Annotated in this window: 12 protein-coding genes; 5 read left to right on the top strand and 7 right to left on the bottom strand. The window is 66.1% G+C overall.

Going from position 1 to position 13,958, the window contains the following annotated elements:
- Positions 1–8: 8 nt before the first annotated feature.
- Genes leuD through HV753_RS23685 form a run of 3 tightly spaced genes read right to left on the bottom strand, consistent with a single transcriptional unit; the run spans position 9 to position 3,122 of the window.
- The gene (gene leuD / locus HV753_RS23695) at positions 9–665 is read right to left on the bottom strand and encodes a 3-isopropylmalate dehydratase small subunit (RefSeq protein ID WP_175177033.1); all 657 of its coding nucleotides are present in this window, start codon (positions 663–665) and stop codon (positions 9–11) included.
- The gene (gene leuC, locus HV753_RS23690; RefSeq protein WP_175177032.1) at positions 662–2,083 is read right to left on the bottom strand and encodes a 3-isopropylmalate dehydratase large subunit; all 1,422 of its coding nucleotides are present in this window, start codon (positions 2,081–2,083) and stop codon (positions 662–664) included. Before leuC ends, leuD begins: the two co-directional genes overlap by 4 nt.
- A gap of 55 nt (positions 2,084–2,138) precedes the next feature.
- A complete protein-coding gene (locus HV753_RS23685; protein ID WP_175177031.1) occupies positions 2,139–3,122 on the bottom strand; it encodes a tripartite tricarboxylate transporter substrate binding protein in 984 nt (327 codons plus the stop codon).
- Positions 3,123–3,261: 139 nt separating this feature from the next.
- On the opposite strand from HV753_RS23685, the gene HV753_RS23680 reads away from it, so the two are divergent.
- Positions 3,262–4,185 carry a LysR family transcriptional regulator gene (locus tag HV753_RS23680; protein WP_175177030.1) on the top strand — a complete coding sequence of 308 codons (924 nt, stop codon included), beginning with the start codon at positions 3,262–3,264 and terminating at the stop codon, positions 4,183–4,185.
- Between the two features lie 16 nt (positions 4,186–4,201).
- On the opposite strand, the gene HV753_RS23675 is transcribed toward HV753_RS23680, so the two are convergent.
- The 3 genes from HV753_RS23675 to HV753_RS23665 are packed head-to-tail and all read right to left on the bottom strand — an operon-like array spanning position 4,202 to position 6,628.
- Positions 4,202–4,843, bottom strand: a complete 642-nt coding sequence (locus HV753_RS23675; RefSeq protein ID WP_175177029.1) for a flavin reductase family protein — start codon at positions 4,841–4,843, stop codon at positions 4,202–4,204.
- Position 4,844: 1 nt separating this feature from the next.
- Complete coding sequence (locus HV753_RS23670; RefSeq protein ID WP_175177028.1) at positions 4,845–5,618, bottom strand: GntR family transcriptional regulator; 774 nt, start codon at positions 5,616–5,618, stop codon at positions 4,845–4,847.
- 47 nt (positions 5,619–5,665) lie between these two features.
- Positions 5,666–6,628, bottom strand: coding sequence for a polysaccharide deacetylase family protein (locus HV753_RS23665; RefSeq protein ID WP_175177027.1), 963 nt, complete (start codon positions 6,626–6,628; stop codon positions 5,666–5,668).
- Between the two features lie 239 nt (positions 6,629–6,867).
- Here HV753_RS23665 and HV753_RS23660 point away from each other — a divergent pair, with 239 nt between their 5' ends.
- The 3 genes from HV753_RS23660 to HV753_RS23650 are packed head-to-tail and all read left to right on the top strand — an operon-like array spanning position 6,868 to position 11,456.
- On the top strand, positions 6,868–8,058 hold the full coding sequence (locus HV753_RS23660; protein WP_175177026.1) for an ABC transporter substrate-binding protein: 1,191 nt from the start codon (positions 6,868–6,870) through the stop codon (positions 8,056–8,058).
- A 27-nt stretch (positions 8,059–8,085) separates the two neighbouring features.
- Complete coding sequence (locus HV753_RS23655; RefSeq protein ID WP_175177025.1) at positions 8,086–8,964, top strand: branched-chain amino acid ABC transporter permease; 879 nt, start codon at positions 8,086–8,088, stop codon at positions 8,962–8,964.
- Positions 8,964–11,456 carry a branched-chain amino acid ABC transporter ATP-binding protein/permease gene (locus HV753_RS23650; RefSeq protein ID WP_175177024.1) on the top strand — a complete coding sequence of 831 codons (2,493 nt, stop codon included), beginning with the start codon at positions 8,964–8,966 and terminating at the stop codon, positions 11,454–11,456. Before HV753_RS23655 ends, HV753_RS23650 begins: the two co-directional genes overlap by 1 nt.
- Before the next feature lie 57 nt (positions 11,457–11,513).
- Here the strand turns inward: HV753_RS23650 and HV753_RS23645 are convergent, their stop codons facing one another.
- Positions 11,514–12,536 (bottom strand): Lrp/AsnC family transcriptional regulator, encoded by a 1,023-nt coding sequence (locus HV753_RS23645; RefSeq protein WP_175177023.1) that lies wholly within the window; start codon positions 12,534–12,536, stop codon positions 11,514–11,516.
- Between the two features lie 82 nt (positions 12,537–12,618).
- Here HV753_RS23645 and HV753_RS23640 point away from each other — a divergent pair, with 82 nt between their 5' ends.
- Positions 12,619–13,938, top strand: coding sequence for an MFS transporter (locus HV753_RS23640; RefSeq protein ID WP_175177022.1), 1,320 nt, complete (start codon positions 12,619–12,621; stop codon positions 13,936–13,938).
- Positions 13,939–13,958: the final 20 nt, after the last annotated feature.

Genomic DNA, 13,958 nt, shown 5'->3' with positions numbered 1-13,958 from the left:
CTGTTGCGTTATTCGCGCCCGGCGTCCAGGCGGTCGCGCACCGTGCGCGCCACGTCCTTCATCCACGGATGACGCGCCCAGTGAGCGGCTTCAAACCGTTCCACCTCGGGCAGTTGCGCAAGCGACGCGCCCACCATGTCCTGCCCTTGCGCGAACATGCGGCGATGCCGCTCCGGCAAGGTGAAGTCCGCCGTCCAGCCATCGGCGGCACGGATCTGACCCGCCATCACATCCACGACAAGGCGCTTGGCGTCCGCCGTGTCCGTATTGGACACCCGTGCGAGCAAGGCGTCGACCTCGCCAGGTGGCAGGCTGACCAGCAGCAGGCCGTTGTTCAACGCATTGAAGTAGAAGATCTCGCCGAAGCTTGGCGCGATCACCGCGCGGATGCCGAACTGCTGCAAACCCCACACGGCATGCTCGCGGCTGGAGCCGCAGCCGAAGTTCGGGCCCGCCACCAACAGGGATGCGCCCGCGTAGGCGTCCTGGTTCAGCACGAAGCCGGGCCGGGCCACGCCATGTTCGTCAAAGCGCAGGTCATACAGCAAGCCCTTGTCCAAGCCCGCCTTGTCGATGATGCGCAGGAACTGCTTGGGCATGATCTGGTCGGTGTCCAGATTGGAGAACGGCAGCGGCGCGGCGATGCCTTCGATCAGCGGATTCATTTGGCTTGCTCCCATTCGCGGGCGTCGACGATGCGGCCGGCCAGTGCGGCGGCGGCGGCCATCGCGGGGCTCATCAAGTGCGTGCGCCCCGCCCGCCCCTGGCGTCCTTCAAAATTCCGGTTGGTGGTGGACGCGCAGCGTTCACCGGGCCGCAGCATGTCGTCGTTCATGGCCAGGCACATGGAACAGCCCGGCTGGCGCCATTCAAAGCCGGCGTCGATCAACTGCGCCGCCAGCCCTTCGGCTTCGGCCTGCGCGCGCACCGCGCCGGAACCCGGCACGACCATGGCACGCACGCCCTCGGCGACCTTGCGGCCACGCACCATCGCCGCGACCACGCGCAAGTCTTCGATGCGGCCGTTGGTGCAGGAACCGATGAACACGCGGTCGATCGGTACCCCGGCGATCGGCGTGCCCGGCGTCAGGCCGATGTAGTCCATGGCCTTTTCCAGCGCCAATCTGGCCAAGGTGTCGGTTTCCGCCTGCGGATCGGGCACCCGTCCAGTGACCGGCATGGCCTGATCGGGGCTGGTGCCCCACGTAACGAAGGGCGCGATGTCCGCGGCATCGAACACGTGTTCCCGATCGAACCACGCATCAGCGTCAGTGCGCAGCGTGGCCCAGTAGGCGCGTGCCCCCGCCAGCGCCTCGCCATGCAGCTGTGGGGCGTGCGCACAGACGTAGGCGTCCGTGGTTGCGTCTGGCGCAATCAACGCGGCGCGCGCACCGGCCTCGACCGTCATGTTGCACAGGGTCATGCGAGCCTCGGCCGACAGGGCATCGACTGCCGTGCCACAGAATTCCACCGCATGCCCGCGCGCGCCTTGCGCGCCGATGCGGTGCACCAGGTAGATGACCAGATCCTTGGCCGACACCCCGGCGCCCAGCGTGCCGTCAACGCGAATGCGCAGGTTGCGCGCCACCCGGTAGACCAGCGTCTGCGTGGCCAGGATGTGTTCGACTTCGGACGTGCCAATGCCGAAGCCCAGCGCGCCCAGCGCACCGTAAGTCGTGGTGTGGCTGTCGCCGCACAACACCACCATGCCGGGCAGGATCATGCCGTGTTCGGGCGCGATCACGTGCTCGATGCCTTGCAACGGGTCGGTCGTGTCGAACAGCGCGATGTGTTGTTCGTCGCAATTGCGCTTCAGGTTCAGCGCCTGGCGCGACGAAGCGTCGTCAGGAATCACACGCAACGCCGCCGGCACCGGATGCGTGGGAATGATGTGGTCCACCACCGCCATCTGTTGCCCCGGGCGCAGCACGTCGCGGCCGCGCGCGGCCAGGCCGCTGAAGGCCTGCGGGCTGGTGTATTCGTTCATGATGTGCAGATCGACGTACAGCAGAATGTGCTCGTCGTCGATGCGGGCCACCTCATGGCTGGCCACCAGCTTGTCGTACAGCGTCATGCCAGGCATGTCTTCTCGTCCTTGGATGCGGCGCCCGCGGCTAGCCACGGGCGCGTCTTGCGGTCTAGTTGGCCTGAATGCCGGCGTCTTGCACGATGCCCGCCCAGCGCGCCATTTCAGCGGCCACCATGGCATCGGTCTTGGCCGGCGCGGAAATCAGGGGGTCGAACCCTTCCTGCTGCATGCGTTGCTTGAGCGCCGGTGACTGCAAGGCCTCGGCCAGCTTGGCGTTCAAGGTGTCGATTACCGGCTGCGGCGTGCCGGCCGGCGCGCTGATCACGAACCAGGTGTTGAATTCGTACCCGGGCAAACCGGATTCCGCGATCGTCGGCACGTCGGGCAACAGCGGCGAACGCGCGGTACCGGTCACGCCCAGTGCGCGCAACTTCTTGCCATCGACTTGGGGCTTGGCGGCGGACAGCACCGGAAAGCTCATCTGCACCTGCCCGCTGATGGTATCGACCATGGCCGGACCACCGCCCTTGTAGGGCACATGCAGGATCTGCGTCTTCGACACGGACTTGAACAGTTCCGCGGCCATGTGGAAGGTGCTGCCCGTGCCTGCGGAACCGAAGCTCAGATCATTGGCGGGCCGGGCGCGCACGTAAGCCAGCAGTTCGCTGACGCTGGTGACCGGCAAGGCGTTGGTCACGGTCAGGACGTGCTGGGACGTGCCCACCGTGCCGACAGACCGCAAGTCCTTCGTCGTGTCGAACGGCATGTCTTTGAAGAGCGCCGGGTTGATGGCCAGCGACATGGTGTTGATCGCCAGCGTGTAGCCGTTGGGCTGGGCGCGCGCCACGGCGGCCATGCCGATGTTGCCGGACGCGCCGGCCCGGTTCTCCACGATCACGCTTTGGCCTAGCGCACGGCCCCAGGCGTCCGAGATCAGCCGTGCGGCAATGTCCACGCTGCCGCCAGGCGCGAACGGCACGACAAGCGTCACCGCGCGTTCGGGGAAGGCGTTGGCGGCGGCGGCCGGAACGGTCCAACAGGATGCGGCGGCAAGGGCCGCGCAGCAGGCGCGGGCCACGGGTTTCATCTTCATTCCTGGTCTCCTCGATTGGCCGCGTCAGGCGGCTCTGTATGGGTGAGTCCAGTGTATAGGCCGGTTTAATTCTTATAATTGCTGATGAAACTAAATCTTTATTAGATTTAATTTATAAATAACCTCAGCAGGCCGAACCATGGACGCGCTTTCCGATCTCGCCTTCTTCTCGCTGGTGGTCAAGCACGGCAACCTGTCCGCCACCGCCCGCGAACTGGGCCTGACGCCACCCGCCATCAGCGCGCGGCTGGCCCGGCTGGAGCAACGGCTGGGCGTGCGCTTGCTGAACCGCACTACACGCCGGGTCAGCGTCACGCAGGAAGGTGAACTGTATCTGGCGGAAGGCGGCCGCATCCTGGCTGACCTTGAAGCGCTGGAACGTTCGGTCTCTAGTGCCCGCGCTCAACCCCAGGGCCTGCTGCGGCTGAATGCCACGTTCGGTTTCGGCCGCGCCCACATCGTCCCCGCCGTGTCGGACTTCGCGCGCCAGTACCCGGAAGTGGAAGTGCAGATGCGGCTGACGGATCGGCCGCTGAACCTGATCGAGGAAGGCTTCGATGTGGCCGTTCGTTTCGGCGATCTGCCCGACGCCCGGCTGACCGCTCGCAAGATCGCGTCCAACCGGCGGCTGCTTTGCGCGTCGCCCCGCTATCTGGACACCTATGGCGAACCGCGCACCCCAGGGGATTTGCAGCGCCATCGGTGCATTGTGGTCCGCGAAAATGACGTCGCCTACGGCACCTGGCGCTTGGAATCCGGCCAACGCGCCGAGACCGTGAAAGTGCGCGGCCCGGTCAGCTCAAACGACGGGCAGAGCGCACTGGAATGGGCGCTGGACGGCCACGGCATCGTCATGCGCTCTGAATGGGAGACCGCCGCCTACCTGCGCGCCGGCCGCCTGCGCGAAGTGCTGGCGGACTGGCGCACCCCCGCCGCCGACATCCACGCGCTGTACCCGGAACGCCTGAACCTGCCCGCCAAGACCGTGGCCTTCGTGGAGTTTCTGTCGCAGCGCTTTGCCCGTCATGTCCGCGCGCCAGGCGGGCAGGACGCGGTGTGGTGATGCGCTGCGTCCCGCCTCAGATCTCGTCGATCGCCGTGCTGGCCGCCGTGCCTGACGGCGCGTCGCTCGCGCCAATCGCGTAGCGGTCGCGCGTGGTGACGTAGAAGCTTGCGCCGAAGCGGCCCACGGGAAAGTAGTCCTGCAAGCGCACGCGCCAGGTTTCCGTGTCGATCAGTCCGTCACGGGCATGCAGCCACCGTACTTGGCCGATGAAGATCTGCCGGCTGGCGGTTTCCATGGTCTCGTACAGCGTGCACTCAAACGCGACCGGCGCCTGCACGATGCGCGGCGGCTTGACGTGGTGGCTGGGCGCGGCGTCCAGGCCCGCGTGCGCCAGCTCGCTGACGTCGGCCGCCAAGCGGTCGCCGCAGCGGTGCATCTTTTCAGCCATGGCTTCGTCGGTCAGATGCACCACGAATTCCTTGTCTCGGGCAATGTTGCGCGCCGTGTCCTTCAAGCCGCCGTCCTCCAGGCGGTTGATGCTGACCATGACGATGGGCGGGTCTTCGCCCAGCATGTTGAACATGCTGAACGGCGCCGCGTTGACCACGCCGGTTTCGGACAAGGTGGTGATCAGCGCGATCGGCCGGGGCACGATCAGGCTGGCCATCAGTTTGTAGCGTTGGTATTCGGTAATTGCGTCGAAATCGATTTCCATGTCAGGCCAATCCCAGCATCTGGGCAAGGGTTTGCGCCGGCTGCGGACGCTCAAGACTGATGCGCCGCTCCAGGTCCGCAAGGTGGTTGTCATTGATCTTCACGGCCTCGGCCACGTCGCCGCGTTCCATCAGGTCCACGATCAGCACGTGCTCGCCGTGCTCGCAGGCAGCGTTGCCCGGCGGTTCATACAGCGCCACGATGAGCGAACACCGCGACACCAGCTCCGTCAGGTAACCATGCAGGATGGCGTTGCCGGACAGCTCGCCCAGCCGCACATGAAAGGCGCTGGCCTGGCGTGCCCACGCGGGCTGGCCGGCCCGGTGCAGCAAGGCGTGTTCGTCGCGCAACTGCTTGCGCAGAGACGCATAGTCTGCCTTGCTGGCGCGCGCCACGGCCAATGGCAGCAGCGCAGCTTCCAGAGCGCGACGTGCCTGGAAAATCTGGCGCGTGTCTTCGGGCGTGGGTTCTGCCACCACCGCTCCACGGTTGTGGTGCAGGTCCACCACGTGTTCGTGCGCCAGCCGCTGCAAAGCCTTGCGCGCCACCGAACGCGACACGCCGAAGAGTTCGCAGATCGCGGCTTCGGGCAGCTTGGTGCCGGGCGTCAGCCGTTGGCTCATCACGCTTTCATACACCGCGTCGCAGATGCGGCGTTCCATGTCGCTGTCAGGGGTTGCATCGGCATGGCCAACGGCGTCCGCGGCGGCGGACTCAATGGCAATGTTCCGAGAGGCGGACTTGGCGCGGGGTTTGGCGGGGCTACGGGTCGGCATGCAAGGCTCGGTTCAGCGGGCGGGTGGATCGGAAAAGCGTTGAAAACTCAGAGGGAGGCAATCACGCCGGGCGGCAGGCCGTCCACATGGCGGCAGATCTCGCCCGGCGTGGTGAACCAGATCTCGCCCCGGTCACGCGCGGCGGCCAACGGCGCCAGCGCCCGGCGCAGGTGCCGCAACCGATAAGGCTGCCCGACGATATAGGGATGCAGCGCAATGCCCATGACTAGCGGCTGGCGACAGGCCTGCATGCGCATTTCCTCAAACTGATCAAGGATCATATCGGCAAAATCGCGTGCATCCATCTTGCGTCCCATGATCATCGGAATGTCGTTGAGCTCCTGCGGGTATGGGATGGCCCAGAGATCACCCGCACGAGTTCGCATCCGCATGGGCTGATCGTCATGGCACCAGTTCAGCGTGTAGCGGTAGCCCGCTTCGGCCAACAGGTCAGGGGTGGCGCGACTTTCGGATATCCATGGCGACAGCCACCCTGCGGGCGCGTGACCGGCATGCTGCTGAATACGGTCGCGGCAATGCGCCAGCAGCGCACTTTCCTCGGCTTCGGGCAGCCCTCCCTGGCGGTGCGCGTTGCTGTAGCCGTGGCCGATCAGCTCGTCGCCGCGCGCCAGGAAAGCGTCCAGCAATTCGGGGCAATGCGCATACAGCGCGGTATTGATCAGCACACCAGCGGGCAGGCGCAGTTCATCGAACAATTCCAAGCAGCGCCATGCGCCCACGCGGTTGCCGTACTCACGCCAGGCGTAGTTCAGCACATCGGGATGGGGCGACGCCGGGCCCAGTTCGGCACCCAGCCCCTCGCCAAACGCAAAGTGCTCGATATTGAAGCCCAGGTACACGGCCAGGCGCGCGCCATTCGGCCACACGTAATCGCCCCGCCCGGCGATCGGCTGATAGCCGAAGCGGCCATGGCAGGCAAGCGACGCGGGCGTCCATGCGGACGCATCGTCGCGCCCCGGATTAGTGCTTGCAAGCAAGGATGGGTTCATTTTGGTGCAAATCCTGATGCATGATTGTTAACAAAATTTCTGGTTCTTTGGAAACAAAACTGGAATTTGACGCTGACAAACCACGCCAAAAGCCGCCACATCCCCCTGCGTCGCCCTCGTAGCGGGGCCATCGCCGCCTGCTGCGGCCGCATCCGATCAGGTGGCATGGATCTTGCATGGGGAAGCAAAGCAGCCCTTAACCCCATGCAAGATCCGTTCCACTTTTCCAGGAGTGCCCGATGGTCCCGACCCGCCGTTCCTTTCTGCTTCGCGCCACCGCCGCCGCCCTCTTCACGGCCGGCCTTGCCTTGCAACCCGCGCTTGCCGCCGACCCCATCAAGATCGGCCTGATCACCGCACTGTCCGGTGAGTCCGCGCGCGCAGGGGAAGCCCTGACGCGCGGCATGACGGTTGCCATCGATGAGATCAACGCCCGCGGCGGCCTGTTGGGCGGCCGCCAGATCGTGCTGGTGCGGCGCGATGACGAAGGCAACCCCGCCAAAGGCATGGCCGCGGCGCGCGAACTGATCTTCAAGGAAAAAGTGGCCGTGCTGTTCGGCGGCCTGGACACGCCGGTCTCGATGGCCATCGTCCCCATCGTGAACCAGGAAAAAGTGCCGTTCATGGGCCCGTGGGCCGCCGGCACGGCCATCACCCAGAACAAGGGAAATCCGAACTTCGTGTTCCGCGTGTCGGCCATGGACGAGATCGTGGACAGCGCGATGGTCCAGTACGCGCAAAAGACGTTCCAGAGCGCCAAGCCGGGCATGATCCTGGTGAACAATCCCTGGGGCGAATCCAACGAGAAAGGGCTGAACGCCGCCTTGGTCGCGGCCAAGGTCACGCCTGCCGGCATCGAGAAATTCCAGCCCAACGATCTGGACGTGGTGCCGCAGCTCAGCCGCTTGAAGGCCGCAGGCGCGGACACCCTGTTCCTGGTCGGCAACGTCGGCCCGTCAGCGCAGGTCGTCAAATCGCTGGACCGCATGGGCTGGAAAGTGCCAATCGTGTCGCACTGGGGTCCGGCGGGCGGCCGCTTCACCGAGTTGGCCGGTCCCAATGCCAAGAACGTGCACTTCGTGCAGACGTACAGCTTCTTCGGCAAGCAGGGGCCGGTAGGCGACAAGGTGATGCAGGCGTTGAAGACCAAGTATTCCGACATCAAGGGCCCGCAGGACATCACGCCTGCCGTGGGCGTGGCCAACGCCTACGACGGCATGCAACTGGCCGCGCTGGCCATCGCGGCGGCCGGCTCGACCGATGGCGACGCGGTGCGCCAGGGCTTCTACAAGATCGGCAAATACGACGGCCTGATCAAGACTTACGAGCAGCCCTTCACGCCGGCCTCGCACGATGCGCTGCGCGAGGACGACTACGTGTGGACGCAGTTCATCGACAACCGCATCCTGCCCGTCAAGAGCGCGCAGTAAACCGATGGCCTCACGCGGGAGACGCGCATGTTGTTGATGTCCGCGATTGTCAGCGGCCTGGGTCTGGGAAGCATGTACGGACTGATGGCCCTGGGCTTTTATCTGACCTACGCCGTGTCCGGCACGGTGAACTTCGCCCAGGGCAGTTCCATGATGCTGGGCGCCGTGCTGACCTTCACGTTCGCACAGACGCTGGGCTGGCCGCTGGCGCCCGCCTTGCTCGCGGCCTTGGCCTTGTGCGCGCTGTATGGCCTGGTGGTTGAGCGGCTGGCCGTGCGGCCGTTCGCCAGCCGCGGCTCTAACGCCTGGCTGATGTCCACGGTGGCGCTGGGCATCGTGCTGGACAACATCGTGATGTTCACCTTCGGCAAAGAGCCACGCAGCCTGCCCTCCCCCCTGGCGCAGACGCCGCTTGAGATCGGCGGCCTGGGCCTGGGCATCTATCCGCTGCAACTGCTGATCCCGCTGGTCGGGCTGGTGCTGGCGGCGGCGCTGCACACCTTGTCGCGCCGCACGCGCTGGGGCGTGGCGTTGCTGGCGGTGGTGCAGAACCCCAGCGCGGCGCGGCTGATGGGCATCCCCGTGCGCCGCGCCATCATGGCCGCGTTTGCCGTATCCACGCTGTTTGCCGGCGTGGCGGGCGCACTGGTCGCCCCGCTGTTCAACGTGCAGGCCGACATGGGCACGCTCTTTGGCCTGAAAGCCTTCGTGGTCGCGATCCTGGGCGGCATCACCAGCGCCTGGGGCGTGATGATCGCGGGCCTGCTGTTCGGCGTGGTCGAAGCGCTGATCACCGTGGCCCTGGGCTCGGGATACACCCAGATCATCAGCTTCACGCTGGTGATCGTCATGTTGGCCGTGCGTCCCAACGGACTGTTCGGACGCGCCGATGTCAGGAAGGTCTGATGAATAAACACCTTGCATCGCGCTGGCTTCCGCTGGCGCTCTACGTCCTGTTGGCCATCGCCGGCCTGGCCTTGGCCGCCACCGTCAATGGCTACTACGTGTTCGTGCTGGGCAATGTGGCGCTGCTGGCGCTGGCCGGCATCGGCCTGAACGTGCTGCTGGGGCTGACCGGGCAGATGTCGTTCGGCCACGCGGGCTTCTATGCCATCGGCGCCTACACCGTCGCCGTCCTGACCGGTCAGGCTGGATGGAGTTTCTGGCTCGCGTGGCCAGCGGCAGCACTCGTGGCCGCCGCATTCGGCCTGTTGCTGGCGCTGCCCGCGCTGCGCGTGAAAGGCCCTTATCTGGCGATGATCACCATCGCCTTCGGCTTCATCGTGGAACATGCGCTGATCGAAGGCGGCGACATCACGGGTGGGCAGAACGGACTGATGGGCATCGCTCAGCCCGCGCTGGGCAGCGTGGGCGGAGACCGTGGCGTCGCCATGCTGGCCATCGTCGCGGTGTTCGTGGCGCTGGCCGCCTACGCATTGCTGTCACGCGGCACCTGGGGCGCGGCGATGCGCGCGGTGAAAGACAGCGAAACCGCCAGCGAATCCATCGGCATCAACCCACTGGCGGTCAAAGCCATGGCGTTCATGGTGTCAGCGGCGGTGGTGGGCCTGGCGGGCGGACTCTATGCGCCGCAGACCGGCATGATCACGCCGCACAACTTCAACTTCATGCAGTCCATTCTGTTCGTGCTGGCCGTGACGCTGGGCGGTGCGGGGTCGTTGGCCGGCCCCTTGCTGGGCGCCGTCGTGGTCGGGCTGCTGCCGGAAATGCTGTCCAGCCTGGAGGAATATCGCCTGCTGTTCTTTGGCGCTTTCCTGCTGGTCGTGTTGTGGGCAGCGCCGGATGGCGTGGCTGGACTGCTGTCGCGTTGGCGACGCAACGCGGCGAGCCACGCCCTGACGCCGCGCCAGGGCGGCGCGATGCCTGCCAGCGGACGCCCCCGGCGCATTCTGCACGCCAACGCGCTGACCATGACATTCGGCGGCGTGCGCGCCGTGCGATCCGTGTCCTTCACCGTGCCGCCTGCTGCGGTCACGGCACTGATCGGGCCCAACGGCGCGGGCAAGTCCACCGTCATCAACATGCTCAGTGGCTACTACCAGCCGACCAGCGGCGCCGTGGCGCTGGGTGACGCACCGCTGGCGGCGTTACCCGCCTACCGCGTGGCACGCAGTGGCATCGCCCGCACCTACCAGACCTCGCAACTGTTCGACACCCTGAGCGTTGAAGACAATGTGGCGCTAGGCATGGTGCGCGGCCGGCTGGGCGGACTGCTGGCGTCGCGCCGCTACCTGGCGCCCGACGTGCGTGAACGGGCGCGCGCGCTGTTGGCATTCTGCGGTTACGAGGGCGCCTTGGACGTGCCCGCCGCCGACCTGCCGCACGTGGATCGGCGGCTGGTCGAAATCGCGCGAGCGCTGGCCACCGATGCCGACATCCTGCTGATGGACGAACCCGCCGCCGGGCTCTCGCGCGAAGACAAGACGCGCCTGGCCCAACTGTTGCGGCGCATTGCCGAAGCCGGCGCGGGCGTGCTGTTGGTGGAGCACGACATGACGCTGGTGATGGGCGTGTCCGATCACATCGTCGCGATCGACGCGGGACGGGAACTGGCGCAGGGCAACGCCGCGCAGATCCAGCAATCGCCTGCCGTGCGACAAGCCTATCTGGGCGACGACAGCGCCCGCCGCGCCCCAGCGGCCCGGCAACGGCCCGCTGGCGCCGCCATCCCGCCGGAAGTGCTAGGCGTGGGCAATCTGGTCACCGGCTACGGGGCCAACCCGGTCCTGCACGGCATCGATCTGCAAGTGCGGCAGGGGGAAATGGTGGCGCTGCTGGGCGCCAACGGCGCAGGCAAGTCGACGTTGATGCGCACGCTGGCAGGACTGCACCGCCCCGCGCAAGGCGGCATGCATCTGCAAGGGATGGAATTGAATGGCCTGGCCGCCGACCGCATCGTGGCACGCGGCCTGGTGCTGGTGCCCGAGGGCCGCCAGGTCTTCCCAGGCCTGAGCGTGCTGGACAACATCCGGCTGGGAGCTTTCCTGCATCCGCAGGACCGCGAGGCGCGCGTCGAAGAGATGCTGACCCGGTTTCCGCGTCTGCGCGAACGCCTGCATCAGCGCGCCGGCCTCTTGTCCGGCGGTGAACAGCAGATGCTGGCGATTGCGCGCGGTCTGATGTCCAAGCCGGTGATCCTGCTGTTGGACGAACCGTCGCTGGGCCTGGCGCCCAAGATCATCGACGAATTGTTCGACGCGCTGGATCGGCTGCGCGCCGAGTCCATGACGATCTTGCTGGTGGACCAGATGGCGGCGCTGGCGCTATCGCTGGCCGACCGCGCGTATGTATTGGAATCGGGGCGCGTGGCGGCGCAAGGCAGTGCGCAAGAGATTGCGTGCGACGGAGCATTGGCTCGCGCCTACCTGGGCGCCTAAGCCCCTGGCGCAGGAACGCCCGGCGTGCGGCAACGCACGCCGGGGAACGCGCGACGGCTAATCGGCGTCCGCCCCCAGGCGCGTGCCGGCACGCACGATGCCGCAACGCTTGTGCGCGCGCATCACCACGCCCACCTCACTATTGAGCACGCCGTCCAGCTCACCCAGCCGGCGGGTCACCACATCCCATAAGTGCAGGCTGTCACGGCACAACACGTGCCAAAACAGCTGCGACGCCCCGCTGGTGCCGAACAGGCATCGCGTGTTGGGATCCAGCGCCAGATGCGCGGCCAGCGCGTCCACCGCCTGCGGCCGCACCTGCACCGAAATCACGGCCTCCACCGGAAAACCGACCAGTGCCGGTTCCACTTCCACACGGAAGCTCAGCGCGCGCCGCTCGACCAGATGTTGCAGCAAACGCTGCGCGGTGGGTTCGCTGATGCTGGCCTGCTCGGCCAGTTCGGCAAGGCTCGCCCGCCCATCGCGCATCAAATGGGCCACCATGCGCTGTTCCGGTTCCGTCAGCGCAAGCGGCGGCTGCCCGTGCGTTGGCTGCGATGCCGCTGGCGCTTCGGCCACGGCGTCCGGCTGCGCCTGAATGCGCCACTGCCCGGCGCGGCGGAATGGCCGCAGCACCAGCCGCGCCTCCACATGCTCCACCCCGTCGATCGATGGCAGCACCCGTGTCACCACGTCCGGCATGTCGGCCGCATCCGCCAGCGTCAGTTCAGCCATCAGGTCCGCCGTGCCGGCCAAGGTGACCACCAACTGGCTGATGTCCAAGCGCGCCAACTGTTCGGCCACGTCCGGCACCCGGCCCGACCGGCAACGCACCCAGGCGTGCAACACCACGCCCTGGCCCATGGCCAGCGGGTCCGCTTCGGCAATGACGCGCAGCGCATCGGCATCCATCAGGCGCCGAATACGGCGCGCGACGGTGCGTTCGGCAATTCCCGTTGCCGTGCCCAGCTCGCGCCAGGACGCCCGGGGGTCTGCCTGCAACGCGATCAGGCAGGCAAGATCGGTGTCATCCAGTGCTGGCATTAGGGGCTTACCCTTACTTGACGTGACCATATCCATTAACTTAACGTTCGCGCATTGATAAAAACACAAATTTAACCGGTCTATTTGACCAAAAATAAATTCTTATGTTGAGGACGTCATGAGCAGCCCATCCGCGACCGTGCGCAGCAAGCAAGGCGCAAGCGCCGCGCCAGCCAGCGCTGCGCCCGTATCCCGCGCCCGCACCATCCTGGCCGGTAGTGTAGGCAATGCGGTCGAATGGTTCGATTGGACCATCTATGCCTCGTTCGCCATCTTCTTTTCCAGCCAGTTCTTCCCCGAAGGCAACGAAACCACCGCCCTGCTGGCCACCTTTGGCATTTTTGCCGTGGGCTTCTTCATGCGTCCGGTGGGCGGCTGGGTGCTGGGTATTTTCTCTGACCGGTACGGCCGCAAGGCGGCGCTGGGCTTGACGATCCTGATGATGGCGGGCGGTTCCCTCATCATCGCCATCACGCCCACCTACGCCACCATCGGCCTGGCCGCCCCGCTGCTCTTGACCGCCGCACGCCTCTTGCAAGGTCTGTCGCTGGGCGGAGAGTATGCCTCGGCCACGACCTTCCTGGCCGAAATGGCACCGCCCAACAAGCGCGGCTTCTACTCCAGCTTCGTGTTCTTCAGCGCCGCCGTCGGCATCCTGGCCGCCTCCGCAGTGGGCTGGATCCTGACCTCGACGCTGACCAAAGCCGACATGGCTTCCTGGGGCTGGCGCATCCCCTTCCTGCTGGGCGCCCTGGGCGGCCTGGCCGGCATGTGGATCCGTCGTTCCATCCCGGAAACCGAGGCGTTCTCGGAAGCCAAGAAAGCCGGCGTTGAAAAGCAGCCGCTGCGGACCCTGCTGCGCGATCACCCGCGTGAAGTGCTGCGCATCGTGGGCTTCTCGATCCTGACCACGTTCGCGTTCTACATTTTTGTCGCCTACGTACCCACCTACGCCATCCGCCAGGTCAAGGCCGATCCGCAGGTCGCATTCGCCGCCAACACCATCGCACTGATCGTGTTCATGCTGGTGCAGCCGCTGTTCGGCATGTTGTCGGATCGCATCGGCCGCAAGCCGCAGCTGATCTTCTTCGCCGCCGGCTACCTGGTGTTCTTCTACCCGCTGATGAGCACGCTGGGCCCGTCCTTCGGGTCGATCCTGGCGGTGGAACTGTTCGGCCTGGTGCTCTACGCCATGTACACGTCGATTGCTCCGGCCATCATGTCCGAACAGTTCCCCACCAGCGTGCGCGCCGTCGGCATCGGCGCCCCCTACAACCTGGTCGTCGCGCTGCTGGGCGGCACCACGCCCTACCTGCTGACCTGGCTGCAAAGCAAGGGCATGGAGCGCTGGTTCTTCTACTACGTGCTGGCGGGCGCCGTGATCACGCTGATCACCTTCATCCGCATGCCCGAAACGAAGGGCCAGACGCTGAAGTAACCCCTACGCACCACGTGTGA

Origin of the sequence: Achromobacter pestifer (genome assembly GCF_902859625.1) — a bacterium.
Classification (GTDB): Bacteria; Pseudomonadota; Gammaproteobacteria; order Burkholderiales; family Burkholderiaceae_B; genus Achromobacter; species Achromobacter pestifer.
The sequence above is the reverse complement of the archived record's forward strand: the minus strand, read 5'-3'. Positions and strand labels throughout refer to the sequence as shown.

Excerpts from the sequence above, each read along its gene's own strand:
- HV753_RS23680 (WP_175177030.1), top strand. The coding sequence starts at position 3,262 with ATGGACGCGCTTTCCGATCTCGCCTTCTTCTCGCTGGTGGTCAAGCAC.
- HV753_RS23640 (WP_175177022.1), top strand. The coding sequence starts at position 12,619 with ATGAGCAGCCCATCCGCGACCGTGCGCAGCAAGCAAGGCGCAAGCGCC.
- HV753_RS23685 (WP_175177031.1), bottom strand. The coding sequence starts at position 3,122 with ATGAAGATGAAACCCGTGGCCCGCGCCTGCTGCGCGGCCCTTGCCGCC.
- HV753_RS23670 (WP_175177028.1), bottom strand. The coding sequence starts at position 5,618 with ATGCCGACCCGTAGCCCCGCCAAACCCCGCGCCAAGTCCGCCTCTCGG.
- HV753_RS23650 (WP_175177024.1), top strand. The coding sequence starts at position 8,964 with ATGAATAAACACCTTGCATCGCGCTGGCTTCCGCTGGCGCTCTACGTC.
- HV753_RS23665 (WP_175177027.1), bottom strand. The coding sequence starts at position 6,628 with ATGAACCCATCCTTGCTTGCAAGCACTAATCCGGGGCGCGACGATGCG.
- HV753_RS23655 (WP_175177025.1), top strand. The coding sequence starts at position 8,086 with ATGTTGTTGATGTCCGCGATTGTCAGCGGCCTGGGTCTGGGAAGCATG.
- leuD (WP_175177033.1), bottom strand. The coding sequence starts at position 665 with ATGAATCCGCTGATCGAAGGCATCGCCGCGCCGCTGCCGTTCTCCAAT.
- HV753_RS23660 (WP_175177026.1), top strand. The coding sequence starts at position 6,868 with ATGGTCCCGACCCGCCGTTCCTTTCTGCTTCGCGCCACCGCCGCCGCC.
- HV753_RS23645 (WP_175177023.1), bottom strand. The coding sequence starts at position 12,536 with ATGGATATGGTCACGTCAAGTAAGGGTAAGCCCCTAATGCCAGCACTG.
- HV753_RS23675 (WP_175177029.1), bottom strand. The coding sequence starts at position 4,843 with ATGGAAATCGATTTCGACGCAATTACCGAATACCAACGCTACAAACTG.
- leuC (WP_175177032.1), bottom strand. The coding sequence starts at position 2,083 with ATGCCTGGCATGACGCTGTACGACAAGCTGGTGGCCAGCCATGAGGTG.